The organism is Blastococcus sp. SYSU DS0541, from assembly GCF_054050875.1.
On the sequence record NZ_JBJHAD010000002.1, the window covers coordinates 196,245 to 212,232 of the forward strand.

The 15,988-nt window shown below is 74.9% G+C and carries 20 protein-coding genes; 14 read left to right on the forward strand and 6 right to left on the reverse strand.

Going from position 1 to position 15,988, the window contains the following annotated elements; genetic code table 11:
* The first annotated feature begins 3 nt into the window (after window positions 1-3).
* On the forward strand, window positions 4-1,050 hold the full coding sequence (locus ACI794_RS03330) for a UDP-N-acetylmuramate dehydrogenase (RefSeq protein ID WP_456615664.1): 1,047 nt from the start codon (window positions 4-6) through the stop codon (window positions 1,048-1,050).
* Between the two features lie 64 nt (window positions 1,051-1,114).
* Here ACI794_RS03330 and ACI794_RS03335 read toward each other — a convergent pair whose 3' ends face one another.
* Window positions 1,115-1,897 (reverse strand): SDR family oxidoreductase, encoded by a 783-nt coding sequence (locus ACI794_RS03335; RefSeq protein WP_456603416.1) that lies wholly within the window; start codon window positions 1,895-1,897, stop codon window positions 1,115-1,117.
* Window positions 1,898-1,981: 84 nt separating this feature from the next.
* Here ACI794_RS03335 and mshA point away from each other — a divergent pair, with 84 nt between their 5' ends.
* From mshA to ACI794_RS03355, 4 genes are all read left to right on the forward strand, one after another.
* Window positions 1,982-3,319, forward strand: a complete 1,338-nt coding sequence (gene mshA, locus ACI794_RS03340) for a D-inositol-3-phosphate glycosyltransferase (RefSeq protein ID WP_456603415.1) — start codon at window positions 1,982-1,984, stop codon at window positions 3,317-3,319.
* On the forward strand, window positions 3,316-3,846 hold the full coding sequence (locus tag ACI794_RS03345; protein WP_456615665.1) for a YbjN domain-containing protein: 531 nt from the start codon (window positions 3,316-3,318) through the stop codon (window positions 3,844-3,846). The genes mshA and ACI794_RS03345 overlap by 4 nt, the downstream gene beginning before the upstream one ends.
* Entirely contained in the window at window positions 3,843-5,426 is a 1,584-nt protein-coding gene (locus ACI794_RS03350; RefSeq protein WP_456579766.1) for an MFS transporter, read from the forward strand. Before ACI794_RS03345 ends, ACI794_RS03350 begins: the two co-directional genes overlap by 4 nt.
* Window positions 5,427-5,497: 71 nt before the next feature.
* Window positions 5,498-6,259 (forward strand): phosphoglyceromutase, encoded by a 762-nt coding sequence (locus tag ACI794_RS03355; RefSeq protein ID WP_456579765.1) that lies wholly within the window; start codon window positions 5,498-5,500, stop codon window positions 6,257-6,259.
* 66 nt (window positions 6,260-6,325) lie between these two features.
* Here ACI794_RS03355 and phoU read toward each other — a convergent pair whose 3' ends face one another.
* Window positions 6,326-6,991 carry a phosphate signaling complex protein PhoU gene (gene phoU, locus ACI794_RS03360; protein WP_456615666.1) on the reverse strand — a complete coding sequence of 222 codons (666 nt, stop codon included), beginning with the start codon at window positions 6,989-6,991 and terminating at the stop codon, window positions 6,326-6,328.
* 167 nt (window positions 6,992-7,158) lie between these two features.
* On the opposite strand from phoU, the gene ACI794_RS03365 reads away from it, so the two are divergent.
* Window positions 7,159-8,367 carry a sensor histidine kinase gene (locus ACI794_RS03365; RefSeq protein WP_456603411.1) on the forward strand — a complete coding sequence of 403 codons (1,209 nt, stop codon included), beginning with the start codon at window positions 7,159-7,161 and terminating at the stop codon, window positions 8,365-8,367.
* Entirely contained in the window at window positions 8,364-9,053 is a 690-nt protein-coding gene (locus tag ACI794_RS03370; RefSeq protein WP_456579762.1) for a winged helix-turn-helix domain-containing protein, read from the forward strand. Before ACI794_RS03365 ends, ACI794_RS03370 begins: the two co-directional genes overlap by 4 nt.
* 64 nt (window positions 9,054-9,117) lie before the next feature.
* Here ACI794_RS03370 and ACI794_RS03375 read toward each other — a convergent pair whose 3' ends face one another.
* A complete protein-coding gene (locus ACI794_RS03375) occupies window positions 9,118-9,306 on the reverse strand; it encodes a DUF3072 domain-containing protein (protein ID WP_456579761.1) in 189 nt (62 codons plus the stop codon).
* A 10-nt stretch (window positions 9,307-9,316) separates the two neighbouring features.
* Window positions 9,317-9,535, reverse strand: a complete 219-nt coding sequence (locus tag ACI794_RS03380) for a hypothetical protein (RefSeq protein WP_456579760.1) — start codon at window positions 9,533-9,535, stop codon at window positions 9,317-9,319.
* A gap of 81 nt (window positions 9,536-9,616) precedes the next feature.
* On the opposite strand from ACI794_RS03380, the gene ACI794_RS03385 reads away from it, so the two are divergent.
* Complete coding sequence (locus ACI794_RS03385) at window positions 9,617-10,702, forward strand: helix-turn-helix domain-containing protein (RefSeq protein ID WP_456615667.1); 1,086 nt, start codon at window positions 9,617-9,619, stop codon at window positions 10,700-10,702.
* Here ACI794_RS03385 and ACI794_RS03390 read toward each other — a convergent pair.
* Window positions 10,586-11,425, reverse strand: coding sequence for a hypothetical protein (locus tag ACI794_RS03390; RefSeq protein WP_456615668.1), 840 nt, complete (start codon window positions 11,423-11,425; stop codon window positions 10,586-10,588). The two genes, ACI794_RS03385 and ACI794_RS03390, sit on opposite strands and share 117 nt — an antisense overlap.
* Window positions 11,426-11,507: 82 nt before the next feature.
* Between ACI794_RS03390 and ACI794_RS03395 the strand changes: the two genes are divergently transcribed.
* Window positions 11,508-12,452 (forward strand): Ppx/GppA phosphatase family protein, encoded by a 945-nt coding sequence (locus ACI794_RS03395; RefSeq protein ID WP_456603407.1) that lies wholly within the window; start codon window positions 11,508-11,510, stop codon window positions 12,450-12,452.
* Window positions 12,452-13,273, forward strand: coding sequence for a hypothetical protein (locus ACI794_RS03400; protein WP_456615669.1), 822 nt, complete (start codon window positions 12,452-12,454; stop codon window positions 13,271-13,273). Before ACI794_RS03395 ends, ACI794_RS03400 begins: the two co-directional genes overlap by 1 nt.
* 7 nt (window positions 13,274-13,280) lie before the next feature.
* On the opposite strand, the gene ACI794_RS03405 is transcribed toward ACI794_RS03400, so the two are convergent.
* Window positions 13,281-13,847: a type 1 glutamine amidotransferase domain-containing protein gene (locus ACI794_RS03405; protein ID WP_456579755.1), complete on the reverse strand. Its 567-nt coding sequence runs from the start codon at window positions 13,845-13,847 to the stop codon at window positions 13,281-13,283.
* A 59-nt stretch (window positions 13,848-13,906) separates the two neighbouring features.
* Between ACI794_RS03405 and ACI794_RS03410 the strand changes: the two genes are divergently transcribed.
* From ACI794_RS03410 to ACI794_RS03425, 4 genes are all read left to right on the forward strand, one after another.
* Window positions 13,907-14,209 carry a hypothetical protein gene (locus tag ACI794_RS03410; RefSeq protein WP_456615670.1) on the forward strand — a complete coding sequence of 101 codons (303 nt, stop codon included), beginning with the start codon at window positions 13,907-13,909 and terminating at the stop codon, window positions 14,207-14,209.
* Window positions 14,206-15,024, forward strand: coding sequence for a pyrroline-5-carboxylate reductase (proC, locus tag ACI794_RS03415; protein WP_456602639.1), 819 nt, complete (start codon window positions 14,206-14,208; stop codon window positions 15,022-15,024). Before ACI794_RS03410 ends, proC begins: the two co-directional genes overlap by 4 nt.
* 357 nt (window positions 15,025-15,381) lie before the next feature.
* Window positions 15,382-15,726 carry a helix-turn-helix domain-containing protein gene (locus ACI794_RS03420; RefSeq protein ID WP_456579752.1) on the forward strand — a complete coding sequence of 115 codons (345 nt, stop codon included), beginning with the start codon at window positions 15,382-15,384 and terminating at the stop codon, window positions 15,724-15,726.
* Window positions 15,727-15,889: 163 nt separating this feature from the next.
* Entirely contained in the window at window positions 15,890-15,988 is a 99-nt protein-coding gene (locus tag ACI794_RS03425; protein WP_012854759.1) for a 30S ribosomal protein bS22, read from the forward strand.

The following is a 15,988-nucleotide window of genomic DNA, read 5'->3' on the forward strand; positions in this document are numbered from 1 at the left end:
GCCGTGCAGGTGCGATCCGACGTCCCCCTCGCGACGCTCACGACCCTGGCCGTGGGCGGCCCCGCCGACCGGCTGGTGGAGGCCGAGAACGCCGCCGAGCTGGTGGCGGCGGTCCGCGACGCCGACGAGTCCGGCCGCCCGCTGCTGCTGCTCGGTGGCGGCTCGAACCTCATCGCGCCCGACGAGGGGTGGCCCGGCGACGTCGTCGCCGTCCGGTCGCGGGGCGTCGTGCGCACCGGCGACGTCCTGACCGTGCAGGCGGGGGAGGACTGGGACGCCCTGGTCGCGCACACGGTCGAGCAGCGGCTGGCCGGCATGGAGGCGCTCTCGGGCATCCCGGGCTCCACCGGGGCGACCCCGGTGCAGAACGTGGGCGCGTACGGCCAGGAGGTCGCGCAGACCATCACCGCCGTCCGGGTGTACGACCGCACCGAGAAGGTCGAGCGCACCCTCGCGCCGGCCGAGTGCGGGTTCGCCTACCGCGACAGCCGGCTCAAGCGGGAGGCCGGCCGGTTCGTCGTCCTCGAGGTGGACTTCGCGCTGCATCCCGGCGAGCTCTCCCGGCCGGTCGGCTACGCGGAGCTGGCCCGCACGCTCGGCATCCAGGTGGGGCAGACCGCGCCGCTGGCCGCCGTCCGCGACGCCGTCCTGGCGCTGCGCCGGGGCAAGGGCATGGTCTGGGACGCGGCCGACCCCGGCTCCCGCAGCGCCGGGTCGTTCTTCACCAACCCGATCGTGCCCGCCGAGCGGGCGGTCGAGGGCTGCCCGAGCTGGCCGGCCGGGGACGGGCAGCTCAAGCTCAGCGCCGCCTGGCTGGTGCAGCACGCCGGCTTCGGCCGCGGCACCCGCGACGGGCGGGTGGGCACCTCGTCGCGGCACAGCCTCGCGCTCACCACCGAGGACGGCGCGACGGCGGCCGAGCTGCTCGCCTTCGCCGACCGGGTGGTCGCCACCGTGCGGGAGCGGTTCGGCGTCACCCTGGAACGCGAACCCACCGCTGTGGTGCCTGGTCGCGCCGAGTGGGCCCCGGAGGGGTCCCGAAAGGTATGACGGCTGAGCTCCGCGCAGCAGGGGGACGGCCGTTGGCCGCGGTGTCGTCCGGAGGACGACGGTGTCACCCGCGATCGACCTTGTGCTGGGCGGCCTGGGCGCGCGGCCGGACCACCAGCAGGTCGACGTTCACGTGGTGCGGGCGGGTGAGCGCCCACGCGATGCAGTCGGCGACGTCCTCGGCCACCAGCGGCTCCCGCACACCGCGGTAGACGGCGTCGGCACGCTCCTGCGAGCCGGTCCGGTTGAGCGAGAACTCCTCCGTCCTCACCATCCCGGGGGCGATCTCGATCACGCGGACGGGGTCGCCGCAGAGCTCCAGGCGCAGGGTCTCGGCCAGCGTGTGCACCCCGTGCTTGGCCGCCGTGTACGACGCCCCGCCCTCGTAGGAGATCAGGCCGGCGGTGGAGCCCACGAACAGGACGTCGCCCGCGCCGGAGGCCCGGAGCTTCGGCAGCAGGGCCTTGGTCAGGCGCACGGTGCCGAGCACGTTGACCTCGTAGGTGCGCGCCCAGGAGTCGAGATCGGCCTCGGCGACGGGGTTGGTGTCGAATGCGCCGCCGGCGTTGTTGACCAGCACGTCCACCCGGTCGAGGGCGGCGGTGAACGCCTCCACCGACGCGGGGTCGGTGACGTCGAGGGGCAGGGCGCGGCCCCCGGTGGACGCAGCGAGCGCCTCGAGGCGTTCCAGCCGGCGCGCGCCGAGGACGACGTCGAAGCCCTCGGCGGCGAGCCGGCGCGCCGTGGCCGCCCCGATCCCGCTGGAGGCGCCGGTGACGACGGCGGTGCGACCGGCACCGGGCGGAGGGCCGTCCCCCGCAGGGGTCGAGGGTGAGGTACCTGACATGCCCCCATCCTGGCGCTGTTGCAAGATGGAGGACCGACAGGGGTGCTGGTCGGGGGCCCTCGCAGAGCAGAGCGGAGGTCCGTGGTGCCCGCTCGCCGCTTCCCCGCACCCGGCCGCCCGGCACGCGTCGCGACGCTGTCGGTGCACACCAGCCCGCTCGACCAGCCCGGGGCGGGCGACGCGGGCGGCATGAACGTCTACGTCGTCGAGGTGTCCCGCCGGCTCGCCGCCCGCGGCATCGAGGTCGACATCTTCACGCGGGCCACCTCCAGCGAGCTGCCGCCGGTGGTCGAGATGACCCCGGGCGTCACGGTGCGGCACGTCAGCGCCGGCCCCTTCGAGGGCCTGGGCAAGGAGGAGCTGCCCGCGCAGCTCTGCGCCTTCACCGCGGCGGTGCTGCGCGCCGAGGCCCAGCACGAGCCGGGGCACTACGACGTCGTGCACTCGCACTACTGGCTCTCCGGGCAGGTCGGCTGGCTGGCCCGCGACCGGTGGGGCGTGCCGCTGGTGCACACCGCGCACACCCTGGCCAAGGTCAAGAACGAGGCGCTGGCCGACGGCGACCGCCCCGAGCCGCGCGCCCGGGTCATCGGCGAGGAGCAGGTCGTGGCCGAGGCCGACCGGCTGATCGCCAACACCGACGAGGAGGCCCGCCAGCTCGTGCGCCTCTACGGCGCCGACCCCGCGCGCACCCTCGTCGTCCCGCCCGGGGTCGACCTCGACCGGTTCACGCCCGGCAGCCGGGGCGCCGCCCGCCGCGCCGTCGGCGTGCGCGAGGACGCCGTCGTCCTCCTCTTCGTCGGGCGCATCCAGCCGCTCAAGGCGCCCGACGTGCTGCTGCACACCGCCGCCCGCATGCTGGCCGACGACCCGGCGCTGCGGGCGCGCCTGCAGGTGCACGTGGTCGGCGCGCCCAGCGGCACCGGCCTGGACGCGCCCCGGCAGCTGGAGCAGCTGGCCCGGTCGCTGGGCATCGCCGACGTCGTCCGCTTCCACCCGCCGCAGCCGCCCGCGCGGCTGGCCGAGTTCTACCGCGCCGCGGACGTGACGGTCGTGCCCAGCCACAACGAGTCCTTCGGGCTGGTCGCGCTGGAGTCGCAGGCCTGCGGCACCCCCGTCGTCGCGGCGGCCGTGGGCGGGCTGCCGACGGCGGTGCGCGACGGCGTCTCAGGGGTGCTCGTCGACGGCCACCGCGCCGACGACTACGCCGGTGCGGTGCGCGCGGTCCTCGCCCGCCGCGAGCTGCTGGCCGCCGGCGCCGGCCGGCACGCGGCCGGGTTCTCCTGGGACCGCACCGCCGACGCCCTCGTCGAGGCGTACACCGCCGCCGCCGCCGAGATGGCGGCCCCGAGGGCGCGCTCGCTGCGGGAGCGGCGGCCCGGATCGCTGCGGGCCCTGCCCGGGATGGGGGTGGCCCGGTGAGCCGGACCGTCGAGGAGCTCGACGCCGTCATCGACCAGACGCTGCGCGAGAACGAGCTGGTGCACGACCACCCGCGGCCGGGCACCTGGCTGGTGGACCTGCCGGGCACGCAGAAGCTCAAGACGGTGTGCGGGCTGGTCGTCGGCGACCACGCGCTGCGGGTGGAGGCGTTCGTCTGCCGCCAGCCCGACGAGAACCGCGAGCAGCTCTGGACCTACCTGCTGCAGCACAACGCCCGCATGTACGGCGTCGCGTACTCGATCGACTCCGTGGGCGACGTCTACCTGACCGGGCGGCTGCCGCACGCCGCCGTCACGCCCGAGGAGCTCGACCGGGTGCTCGGGTCGGTCCTGAGCTACGCCGACGACCACTTCAACACGATGCTGGAGATCGGCTTCGGCACGTCGATCCGCCGGGAGTGGGACTGGCGGGTCAAGCGCGGCGAGTCGCTGCGCAACCTGGAGGCCTTCGCGGCGTTCGCCGACCCCGGTCGCCGCCGGGCCGCCGACCCCGCCCCCGGGGAGTGACCGCGACCGACAGGCCGCGCCCGGACGCGGCCGCGTCCGGGGAGGAGCAGGGCCCCGGCTACGAGCGCCGGTGGTGGGTGCTGGCCACCATGACGGTCTGCCTGCTCGTGGTGATCATGGGGAACACGATCCTCAACGTCGCCCTCCCGACGCTGCAGCGGGAGCTCGAGGCCAGCCAGGGCGAGCTGCAGTGGGCCGTCGACGCCTACATCCTCGTGTTCGCCGGCCTGCTGTTCACCTGGGGCGTCATCGGCGACCGGATCGGCCGCCGGCGGGTGCTGCTCATCGGGCTGGGCGTCTTCGCCGTGGCGTCGGTGTTCGCCGCGCTGAGCGACAGCCCCCTGGAGCTCATCGTCTGGCGGGCGGTGATGGGCATCGGCGGGGCGGCCGTCCAGCCGACGACGCTGGCGGTCATCACCAACGTCTTCCCGCCCCGCGAGCGCGGGCGGGCGATCGGCGTCTGGGCGGGGACGGCGGGGATCGCCGTCGCGGGTGGGCCGCTGGCCGGGGGTGCGGTCCTGGAGCACTTCTGGTGGGGCGCGGTCTTCCTCGTCGGCGTCCCCGTCGCGGTGCTGGGCATCGCTGCCGTGCTCGCCTTCGTGCCCGAGTCGAAGGATCCCTCCCCGGGGCGGCTGGACCTCCCCGGCGTGCTGCTGTCGATCGTCGCGCTGGCCGGCCTGGTCTACGGGATCATCCACGGCGGTGGCGGCGCGGGGTGGACGACGCCGGGCGTCCTGGTGCCGCTGCTCGGTGGCCTGGTCCTGCTGGCCCTCTTCGTCTGGCTGCAGCGCCGCTCGGCCCACCCGGCGCTCGACGTCTCGCTGTTCCGCAACCCGGCGTTCTCCGCCGCCGCCGCGGCCCTGGGGCTCAACTTCTTCGCGCTCCTCGGCGCCACCTTCTACCTGGTGTTCTACCTGCAGGGCGCGCGCGGCTACTCGCCGTTGCAGAGCGGTGCGGCGCTCATCCCCGTCGCGCTGGGCATGGCGCTCATGGCGCCGCGCAGCTCCGGGCTGGCCGAACGGTTCGGGGCCAAGGCCGTGTGCGCGTCCGGCTTCCTGCTCATCACCCTGTCGTTCCTCGGCGTGCAGCTGCTCGACCTCACCTCGCCGGTCTGGCTGCTGCTGGTGGTGCTCTCGGTGCAGGGGCTCGGCATGGGCGCGGTCATGGCCCCCGCGACCGAGTCGATCATGTCCGTGGTGCCGCGGGAGAAGGCCGGTGCCGGGGCCGCGGTCAACAACTCGGTGCGGCAGGTGGGGGGCGCCCTGGGCGTCGCGATCCTGGGCTCGCTGCTCGCCGCCACCTACTCCGCCCAGCTGGGCTCCGCGGCGGACGGGCTGCCGGCGGGTGCGCGCGACGACGCCCGGCAGTCGATCGTCGCCACGCTGGACGCCGTCCGCCGGGCGCAGGCCGAGGCGACGCCGGAGGCCGCCCGCGCCGCGGCCGCGGTGGCCGACCCCGCCCGCGAGGCCTTCGTCACCGCGATGCACCTGACGGCGATCGGCACGGCGGCCGCGACCCTCGTCGCGGCGGTGGTCGTGCTGATCTGGCTGCCCGGGCGGGCGCGGTCGGCCACGCGCTGACCCGGGAGGGCGGTGGGGACCCGTCCGGGGCTCCGCTGCCCGCGACGGCGACGTCGGGCAGGATGATCGCCGTGACGACCTCCACGGGAACCCTGGTGCTGCTCCGCCACGGCGAGAGCGAGTGGAACAAGGCCAACCTCTTCACCGGCTGGGTGGACGTCCCCCTCACCGAGAAGGGGCGCGAGGAGGCCGCCCGCGGCGGGCGGCTCATGGCCGAGCACGGGCTGCTGCCCGACGTCTCGCACACCTCGCTGCTGCGCCGGGCGATCATGACCGCCGAGCTGGCCCTGCACGAGGCCGACCGGCAGTGGATCCCGGTGAAGCGCTCCTGGCGGCTCAACGAGCGGCACTACGGCGCGCTGCAGGGCAAGGACAAGGCCGCCACGCTCGCCGAGTACGGCGAGGAGCAGTTCATGACCTGGCGGCGGTCCTACGACACCCCGCCGCCGCCGATCGAGCCGGGGAGCGAGTTCTCCCAGGACGGCGACGCCCGCTACTCGTTCCTGCCGCCGGAGGCGCGCCCGGCGACCGAGTGCCTCGCCGACGTCGTCGTCCGGATGCTGCCGTACTGGTACGACGCGATCGTCCCGGACCTGCGGCTCGGGCAGACCGTGCTGGTCGCCGCCCACGGCAACAGCCTGCGGGCGCTGGTCAAGCACCTCGACGGCATGGGCGACGACGAGGTCGTCGGCCTCAACATCCCGACCGGGGTGCCGCTGCGCTACGACCTCGACGACGACCTGCGCCCGGTGAAGACCGGGGGCGAGTACCTCGACCCCGACGCCGCGGCAGCCGCCATCGAGGCGGTGAAGAACCAGGGCAAGAGGACCTAGTCGCCCCACGCCTCGCTGACGCTCGGCGCGGGCCCCTGCGACCAGGCCGGAGGGACCCGCACCGGGTCAGGCCTGGCCGGCGGTCTCGGACTCCCAGCGCTCGCCGGTGACCAGGTAGCAGACGCGGCGGGCGACGCTGACCGCGTGGTCGGCGAAGCGCTCGTAGTAGCGGCCGAGCAGCGTGATGTCGATGGCCGACTCGATGCCGTGCGGCCAGTCCTCGCTCAGCAGCTGGCGGAACAGCCCGCGGTGGATCTGGTCCATCGCGTCGTCGTCGGTCTCCAGCTCCTGGGCGGCCTGGACGTCGCGCTTGGCGATGACCGTCGCGGTCTTGGTGATGAGCAGCTCGGCGACGTTGCCGGCCTCCAGGAAGGCCGGGCGGACCTCCTGCGGCACGGCGTGGTCGGGGAACCGCATCCGCGCCACCTTGGCGATGTGCGCGGCCAGGTCGCCCATCCGCTCGAGGTCGGCGACGATCCGCATCGCGGTCGTGATGGTCCGCAGGTCACCGGCCACCGGCTGCTGGCGTGCGAGCAGGGTGAAGGTCCGCTGCTCGATGTTCTCGCGCGTGGCGTCGATCTGGTCGTCGCCCGCGATCACCAGGTCGGCGAGGGCGACATCGGCGTCCAGCAGCGCCGTGGTCGCCGTGCTCATCTGCGACCCCACGGAGTTGGCCATCTCCACCAGGCAGGCGTTGATGTCGTCGAGTTCCTCGTGGTAACTGTCCCGCACGGTCGTCCTCTCGTCGTGATTCACCGGCGACAGTAGGCGCGACCGGGACCGATCCGGCCGCGGCGAGGTGAACTCCGGCCCTCCCGGCGGTGAACAGTGCCCCGTCGGAGCGGTGAACCTCTCGCCGGATCATGGTCCCCCGCCCACGTCCACCTAGCATCTGGGCCGTGAGTCCACTGGTCGCCCTGGTGGTCGGCCTCCTCCTGGGTGGGGTGGTGGCCGCCGCCGCCGTCATCATCATCCGCTCCCGTCCCGACCTGGGGCGCCACCCCCTCGACGGGGCCTCCGTCCCGCTGCCCGAGGCGGCGCTGGCGCGGCGGCTCGTGGACCTCATGGACCCGGCCCTCGTGGTGGTGGGCATCGACGACGCCGTGCTGCTCGCCAACCCGGCGGCCCGGGCGCTGGGCATCGTCCGGGGCACCCGGTTGCTCGTGCCCGAGCTGCTGACACTGGCCCGGGCGGTGCGGACCGGCGGGACCCGGCGCGCCGACGTCCGGCTGCCCGGGGACGTGGTCGGCGCCGGGCCGCGGCTGGTCGGGGTGCACGGCGTGCGCCTCGACGGCGGCGCGGTGCCGTCCCCGGGCCCGGTCGCGCTGGTGCTGCAGGACGTCACCGAGGCGCGGCGGGTGGAGGCCGTGCGCCGCGACTTCGTCGCGAACGTCGGCCACGAGCTGAAGACGCCGGTGGGCGCGCTGGCGCTGCTGGCCGAGGCGATCGAGGGCGCGGCCGACGACCCCGAGGCGGTGCAGCGCTTCGCGGCGCGCATCGCCCACGAGGCCGACCGGCTGGGCCGCCTGGTGCGCGAGCTGATCGACCTCTCCCGGCTGCAGGGCGGCGAACCACTGCCCGAGCTGGTCCCCGTGGAGGTGGACCGCGTCCTCGGCGAGGCGGTCGACCGCACGCGCACCGCCGCCCGCGCCAAGGAGCTGGAGATCGTGCTCGGGGGGCAGCCGGGCCTGGTGGTCCGTGGCGTCGAGAGCCAGCTGGTCACGGCCGTGACCAACCTGCTGGCCAACGCGGTCGCCTACAGCACCGGGAAGAGCCGGGTCGCCGTCGCCGCGCGGGCCCGGTCGGGGTTCGCGGAGATCGCCGTGACCGACAGCGGCATCGGCATCCCGCGGGCCGACCGGCACCGGGTGTTCGAGCGCTTCTACCGGGTGGACCAGTCCCGAGCCAGCAGCACCGGGGGGACCGGGCTGGGGCTCGCGATCGTCAAGCACGTCGCCAGCAACCACGGTGGTTCGGTGACGGTCTGGAGCGAGGAGGGGCTGGGGTCGACCTTCACCCTGCGCATCCCGCTCGACGGTTCCTCCGAGAGCCCGGCGGCGGAGTCGTCCGCCCCCGCAACCCAGAAACTGGAGAACGAGCACCTATGACCCGTGTCCTGGTCGTCGAGGACGAGGAGTCCTTCTCCGACGCCCTGTCCTACATGCTGCGGCGGGAGGGGTTCGAGACCGTCGTCGCCGCCACGGGGCCCGACGCCCTGGCGGAGTACGACCGCGGTGGAGCCGACATCGTCCTGCTCGACCTCATGCTCCCCGGCCTGCCCGGGACCGAGGTCTGCCGGGCGCTGCGGAGCCGCGGCAACGTGCCGATCATCATGCTCACGGCCAAGGACGGCGAGATCGACAAGGTCGTCGGCCTGGAGCTGGGCGCCGACGACTACGTCACCAAGCCGTACTCGGCGCGGGAGCTGGTCGCCCGCATCCGCGCGGTGCTGCGCCGCCGCGGCGAGGCGGCCGACGCGCCGCCCGCCGAGGGCGGGGTGCTGGTCGCCGGCCCGGTGCGCATGGACGTCGAGCGGCACGTGGTCGCGGTGGACGGCGAGCAGGTGGCCCTGCCGCTCAAGGAGTTCGACCTGCTCGAGTTCCTGCTGCGCAACGCCGGGCGGGTGCTCACCCGGGCGCAGCTGATCGACCGCGTCTGGGGCTCGGACTACGTCGGCGACACGAAGACGCTCGACGTCCACGTCAAGCGGCTGCGGGCCAAGCTCGAGCCCGACCCCGCGAACCCGAAGTACCTGCTGACGGTGCGGGGCCTGGGCTACAAGCTCGAGGCCTGAAGAAGGACTGCGTCCTCCTCACCCCTCGCACGCTCGGGGTGGGACCCGGGACGGGGCCGGGGTCCTACGACTTGAGGTCGTCGATCTTCTTGGAGGCGTCGGCCTTCGAGATGTCCTCGGGGATCTCCTCGTCGGTCCCCCGGGCGAGCGTCTCGAGGTAGCTCTTCTGCGCCCCGGTGGCGGGCTCGTCCCCGGTCACCCAGTCGTCCGGGTCCTTCTCGGTGGTCTGGTCGGCAGCGGTCGGTTCGCTCATGTGTTCGATGCTAGGCCGGGTGCAGCTCGGGCGCCTGCCGGACGGGAGCGGCGGCGCGGGCGGCCTGCGTCGCCGCCCACCGCCGGCCGGTCGGGTAGACGTGGACCGCCCCGCAGGCGGGGCACTCCACGTGCAGGGCGATGTGCGTCGGGTGGTTGGTGACCGACCGGATGCGCCGGTCGGCGACCAGCTCGTCGGTCCTGGTGACGGGGCAGGTGATCAGCAACATGGGAGAAGCGTCGCGCCGGCCGTCCGCCCGCACGAGTGGCAGGAGTGACCGCTAGCGCAGCTTTTCTGCCATAGTCTGCGCATGGCATCCGGACGCCCGCTCGTGGTCAGCCTCGTGGTCGGCGAGGGTCTCGTCGCCAGCTTCGGGCTGGGGGTGAGCAACGAGGTGTTCGGCTACGACCGTCCCGAGATCGGCCTGCCGCGCTTCGACTTCGCGCTCGTCGCCGAGCAGCCGGGCGTCCTGCGCACCGACACCGGCATCGGGATCCTCGTCGAGCACGGCCTCGACCGGCTGGACCGGTCGGACATCGTGCTCGTCACCGCCTGGGAGGTGGTCGACCGGCGCCCCTCCCCGGCGCTGCTGGACGCCCTCCGGCGGGCCCACGCCCGGGGCGCGATCCTGGTGAGCCACTGCACGGGCGTCTTCGCCCTGGCCGCCACCGGCCTGCTCGACGGGCTGCGGGTCACCACGCACTGGCGCTACGCCGGTGAGCTGGCCGCCCGCTACCCGCAGCTCGAGGTCGACCCGGCGGTGCTGTACGTGGACAACGGGCGCATCCTCACCGGGGCGGGCACGGCGGCCGGCGTCGACGCGCTGCTGCACCTGGTGCGCCGCGAGTGGGGCGCCGCCGCGGCCAACGCGCTGGCCCGCGAGATGGTCGTCCCCCCGCACCGCGACGGCGGGCAGGCGCAGTTCATCGACGCCCCGGTGCCCGCGTGCTCCGACGACCTGCTCGGCCTGGTGCTCGAGTGGGCCGGGCAGCACCTGGCCGAGGACCTCTCCGTCGACGTCCTCGCCCGGCGGGCGCTGATGAGCCCGCGCAGCTTCGCCCGGCGGTTCAAGGCGACCACCGGGACGACCCCGCACGCCTGGCTGCTCGCGCAGCGCCTGGCGGCCGCCGAGGAACTGCTGGAGAACAGCGACGCGCCGGTCGAGGAGATCGCCCGGCTGGTCGGCTTCGGCACCGCGGCCGGGCTGCGCGAGCAGTTCACCCGCCGGCGCGGGGTGTCCCCGCGGGCGTACCGGCAGACCTTCCGGGCCGGTGCGGTCTCACGCCTGGGGACGGCGCCGGTGCAGCTGGACGGGCACCGGCCCGCCGAGGGCGGGGCTGGCCGGGTGCGGCGCGATCAGCCCCTGGTCGAGCCGCAGCTCGGCCAGCCGGCGTAGCTCGTCGTACGCCGGGCCGCCGAGCAGCGCGACCAGTTCCGCGGCGTAGGTCTGCACCAGCGGCTCGGGGGAGACGTGCGCGGTGGGCGATCCGGTGCACCACCAGTGCAGGTCGTGGCCGCCGGGCCCCCACCCGCGCCGGTCGAACTCGCCGATCGTCGAGACGAGCACCCGCGTGCCGTCGGGCCGGTCCACGTGCTCCTGCTCCCGGCGCACCGGCAGCTGCCAGCACACGTCGGGCTTGGTCGTCAGCGGGTGCAGTCCGGTGCGCAGCGCCATCCGGTGCAGCGCGCAGCCCGCGCCGCCGGCGAACCCCGGCCGGTTGAGGAAGACGCAGGCGCCGTCGACCACGCGGGTCCGCAGCGACCGCGCCGGCTCGCCGGCGGCGCCAGCCTCCGGCGGGTCCTCGGCGTCGTCCTCCTCGGTCCACCCGCCGCGTCCGGCGGGGGCGAGCTGCCAGTCCTCGTCGGTGAGGTCGGCCACCGCGGCGGTGACCCGGTGGAGGTCGTCCTCGTCGGTGAAGAAGGCGCCGTGGCTGCAGCAGCCGTCGTCCGCCCGTCCCTCCACCACACCGGCGCAGCCGCGGCCGAAGACGCACGTCCACGCCGAGGTGAGCCAGGTCAGGTCGGCCCGGACCAGGTGCCCGGGGTCGGCCGGGTCGGGGAACTCCACCCATTCGCGGGCGAAGTCGGGGGCGACCTCGTCGGGGGGCTCGTTCCGCACCGGGCCAGCCTAGAAGGACCCCCCGTCGTCCCACCTGGCTTCGCTCGGCGCGTGCCCTGGGGGAGCCGGGCAGACTGGTCCCATGCGACTCGGTGTGCTGGACGTCGGCTCGAACACGGTGCACCTGCTGGTGGTGGACGCCCACCGCGGCGCGCACCCCACGCCGATGCACGACGACCGCTGGCTGCTGCGGCTCGCCGAGCAGATCGGCGACGACGGGATGCTGTCCAAGGCGGGGGAGAAGGCGCTCCTGCGCGCGGTGCAGAACGCCTGCGTCCAGGCCGAGAAGCAGGGCTGCGAGGAGCTCCTCGCGATGGTGACCTCCGCCATCCGCGACGCGGCCAACGGCCTCGAGGTGCTCGACCGCGTCCGCGAGCGCACCGGCGTCGAGCTGCAGGTCCTGAGCGGCGAGGACGAGGCGCGGCTGACCTTCCTCGCCGTCCGCCGGTGGTTCGGCTGGAGCGCGGGGCGGCTGCTGATCTTCGACATCGGTGGCGGGTCCCTCGAGCTGGCCAGCGGCGTCGACGAGGAGCCGGACGTCGCCCTCTCCCTGCCGCTCGGCGCGGGTCGCATGACCCGGCGTTTCCTGCCCGAGGCGCAGCGGGGCGGGCGGCCGGACCTGGCGGCGCTGGACGAGCTGGCCGACTACGCCGGCGGGCTGATCGAGCCGGCGGCGAAGAAGCTCCGCGGCGCCGGGGCGCCCGACCTGGTGGCGGCCACCAGCAAGACCTTCCGCACGCTCGCCCGCCTCACCGGTGCCGCCCCCTACTCGGCGGGGCTGCAGGTCCCGCGCGAGCTGACCGCCGACGGGCTGGGGCAGCTGGTGGGCTTCATCTCACGGATCGAGAGCTCGGCGCTGGCCGAACTGCGAGGCGTCTCGCCCGACCGAGCGCACCAGGTTCCCGCCGGTGCCGTCGTGGCTGCCGCTACGCTGCGTGCGCTCGACGTACGGTGCGTGCGGATCTGTCCGTGGGCCCTGCGCGAGGGAGTCATCCTCCGCCGGCTGGACTCGTTGGGAGGGGCGTGATGACCGAACCGGACTGGAACCCGGACACGGGAGGTCGCTCGCTCGCCGAGATCCTGCGCGAGGCCGGCATCGAGTCGGCCGCCCGCACCGCCCGCCGACGGCGCTCCGACGACGACGACGACACCGGGATCCGCCAGCGGCGCGCCGACGCCGGTGGCGACCGCGCCGGCTACGGCCGGCGCCGCAGCGACCTGCAGGGCCCGGAGCCGGCCCCCGCCGCGCCGGCCCGTGAGAGCCGGGCGTCCGGGCGGGCCGCCGATCCCGTCACCGCCGCCATCCCGGGGCTGCGCCCGGACCGCAAGCCCGGTGTCCCGCACCCCTCCGGCCCGGTGCCGCCGCTGCGGCGGACCGCCGGGGATGAGCCGGCGCGCAGCGCCCACAGCGAGGCCGATCGGGCCGGGGCGCAGCGCACGGCCACCCGCCGGGCAGCCCGCGGGGCCGCGGCCGCCGGCGCGACCCCCCGCGACAGCGTCGCCTCGACCGGGCCGATCCCCGTCGTCCGGGCGGACGACCCGGAGGCCGACCTCGACACCACCCCGCGCGAGAGCGCGCTGGCCTGGCTGCGGTTCGCCGGCGAGCTGGTCATCGCCCTCGCGGCGGGGGTGGGCATCTACTTCGCCGCCACGGTGCTCTGGGAGATGATCCCGCACCTGGCCGTCTTCCTGGCGCCGCTCGCGGTCACCGGCCTCGTGGCCGGGGTCAACCTGTGGCGGGAGCGCCAGGGCGCCGAACCGATGGGCGCCCGGCTGCTCGCCGTCCTGGTGTTCGCCGGGACGCTGCTCACGATCGCCCCGGCGGCCACCCTCCTCGCGACGTCCTGACCGTCGTTCAGGCGTCGGCCGGCTCGGCGTCGCGCGACGCGGCGAACTCGTCGACGATCGCCGCACCGAACGCGTCCAGGTCGTCGGGCTTGCGGCTGGTCACCAGGTTGCCGTCGACCACGACCTCCTCGTCCACCCACTGGGCGCCCGCGTTGCGCAGGTCGGTCTGCAGCGAGGGCCAGGAGGTCATGCGGCGGCCGCGCACGACGCCGGCCTCGATGAGCACCCAGGGGGCGTGGCAGATCGCCGCCACCGGCTTCCCCGCGTCGAAGAAGGCCTTGACGAAGGTCACGGCGTCGGCGTCCGCGCGCAGGAAGTCGCCGTTGATCACGCCGCCGGGCAGGACGAGGGCCGCGTAGTCGTCCGGGTCGGCCGAGCCCAGGTCGGTGTCGACCGTCCGCTTCTCGCCCTTGTCGATGTGCTCGTAGGCGGTGATGGTGCCCGTCGAGAACGAGACCAGCTCCGGCTCCGCACCCGCCTCCTCCAGCGCCTGCCAGGGGCGGTCCAGCTCGACCTGCTCCACACCGTCGGTGGCCAGCACGGCCACCCTCATCCCGTCCAGTTCTCCTGCCATGGGGGCGGCGCTACCCGGCACCCGGAGGCGGCACACGCCTGAGCACTACGGTTTCGGGCGTGCCCGTCCGCCTGCGCGCCCGCCGGTTCCGCGCCCGCGCGGCCCCGCGCCCCCGGGGCGCCGTCCGCGCGGCCGGCCGCTGCCTCGACACCCTCGTGGCGGGCGACGGGGAGCCGCCCGTCGCGACCATCGATCCACGAGAGATCGCCATCACCGGTGAGCGCGCGGCCCGGAGCGGCCGCGCGCCCGACAGCTGGGAGCACGTCATGCACTGGGGAGCCCCGACCGAGGAGCAGCACCGCCTGCTCGCCGCCGGCCACGCCGTCCGCGTGCCGGCGCCCGTCGCGGGGGTGCGGTCGTGACCGCCACCGGCCGCCGCGGCCTGGCCATCATCGGCGGCGGCAAGATCGGGGAGGCGCTGCTCTCCGGCCTCGTCCGGCGCGCCGGGGCCGACGGGCTCCTCGTCGTCGAGCGCAGCGCGGGGCGCGCCGCGGAGCTCACCGGGCGCTACGGGGTCCCCGCGGTGGGGCTCGCCGACGCCGCGGCCCGGGCGCGGGTGCTGCTCCTCGCGGTGAAGCCGCAGGACATCGAGACGCTCCTCGGCCTGGTGGCCCAGCACGTCGACACGGGGCACCTGGTCGTCTCCGTGGCCGCGGGCGTGCCCACGGCGCGCATCGAGGCGGCGCTGCCGCCCGGCGTCCCGGTCGTGCGGGTCATGCCGAACACCCCCGCGCTCGTGGACGAGGGCATGAGCGTGCTCTCGGCCGGCGCGCACGCGGGGGAGGAGCACCTCGACGAGGCCGAGGCGCTGCTGGCCGCGGTCGGGCAGGTGCGCCGGGTGCCCGAGTCGCAGCAGGACGCCGTCACGGCGCTGTCGGGCAGTGGCCCCGCCTACTTCTTCTACCTCGTCGAGGCGATGGTGGACGCCGGCATCCTGCTGGGCCTGCCGCGGGCGCTGGCCGCAGACCTCATCGTGCAGACGGCGCTGGGCGCGGCGGTGATGATGCGGGACTCGGGCGAGCACCCGGTCCAGCTCCGCGAGGCGGTCTCCAGCCCCGGTGGCACCACGATCGCCGCGATCCGGGAGCTGGAGAAGCACGGCGTCCGCGCCGCGCTGATGGCCGCCATCGAGGCGGCCCACGCCCGTTCGGTGGAGCTCGGCCGCGACCGGCCCTGAGGACGAGTCCTGACGACAAGTCCTGACGTCGACCGGGCGGGACGCGGTGTCCGCGCCTTCTCGTGTCGACAGGTCGACGGGCACCCGGCGTGAGCGGGCGAACACGCTAATGCACATCCGGGCGGATCGGTACGACGCTGCGTCACCGACTTCTCACCGTGTCGCGAAACGCGCCGGAACGCGTGTGCACCGTGTTGCATACGTGTAGTTCTGCCTAGGACGGACCGGTCCGCCTGTTCGTTTCACCCATCGCTTCCGTCACGCGCGTCCCCTTACTCTCAGTACCAGCGCGTGCGTGTTCAGTTGCCGGTGGGGAAGCCGGCGCCACGACACGAGCTAGGTTCCGGAGACGAAGACATGACCATGCCCCAGCGCCACGCTGCCGCCACCGTCGTCCGTCCGGGGATGCCCATGCCCCGTCAGATGGGTCGCCCGATGAACGCCGCGGCGGTCGCCCGCCCGGTCCCGGCCCAGCACCCCGCCGCCATGCCGATCGGCCGCCCGGCCGTCCCGGCCCCCCGCGCCGCCGTCACCTTCCTGACCGTCGCCGAGGTCGCCTCGATGATGCGCGTCTCGAAGATGACCGTGTACCGCCTCGTCCACGCCGGTGAGCTCTCCGCCGTCCGCGTCGGCCGCTCGTTCCGCGTGCCGGAGCGCGCCGTGCAGGACTACCTGCGCGACGCCTACACCGACATCGCCTGAGAACGGTCCCGTCCTCCGGGACGGAGCCACGTCGTCTCCTCCGAGCCGCCCGCGGCAGCGTCGCCGCGGGGTGGCTCGGGTACGCTCGGTCGCCGGGCGAGGGCGGGACACGGTCCTGCTGCCGCGTTCGAGCTGATCATTTCGCGAAGTCGGGAGAGCACACGTGGGTTCGGTCATCAAGAAGCGGCGCAAGCGGATGGCGAAGAAGAAGCACCGCAAGCTGCTGAAGAAGACGCGCGTCCAGCGCCGCAACAAGAAGTGA

Bases quoted from the DNA above. Each gene is read 5' to 3' on its own strand.
- ACI794_RS03370 (WP_456579762.1), top strand. From the start codon at position 8,364: ATGACCCGTGTCCTGGTCGTCGAGGACGAGGAGTCCTTCTCCGACGCC.
- ACI794_RS03405 (WP_456579755.1), bottom strand. From the start codon at position 13,847: ATGGCAGGAGAACTGGACGGGATGAGGGTGGCCGTGCTGGCCACCGAC.
- ACI794_RS03375 (WP_456579761.1), bottom strand. From the start codon at position 9,306: ATGAGCGAACCGACCGCTGCCGACCAGACCACCGAGAAGGACCCGGAC.
- ACI794_RS03335 (WP_456603416.1), bottom strand. From the start codon at position 1,897: ATGTCAGGTACCTCACCCTCGACCCCTGCGGGGGACGGCCCTCCGCCC.
- ACI794_RS03395 (WP_456603407.1), top strand. From the start codon at position 11,508: ATGCGACTCGGTGTGCTGGACGTCGGCTCGAACACGGTGCACCTGCTG.
- ACI794_RS03400 (WP_456615669.1), top strand. From the start codon at position 12,452: ATGACCGAACCGGACTGGAACCCGGACACGGGAGGTCGCTCGCTCGCC.
- ACI794_RS03385 (WP_456615667.1), top strand. From the start codon at position 9,617: ATGGCATCCGGACGCCCGCTCGTGGTCAGCCTCGTGGTCGGCGAGGGT.
- ACI794_RS03420 (WP_456579752.1), top strand. From the start codon at position 15,382: ATGACCATGCCCCAGCGCCACGCTGCCGCCACCGTCGTCCGTCCGGGG.
- ACI794_RS03380 (WP_456579760.1), bottom strand. From the start codon at position 9,535: ATGTTGCTGATCACCTGCCCCGTCACCAGGACCGACGAGCTGGTCGCC.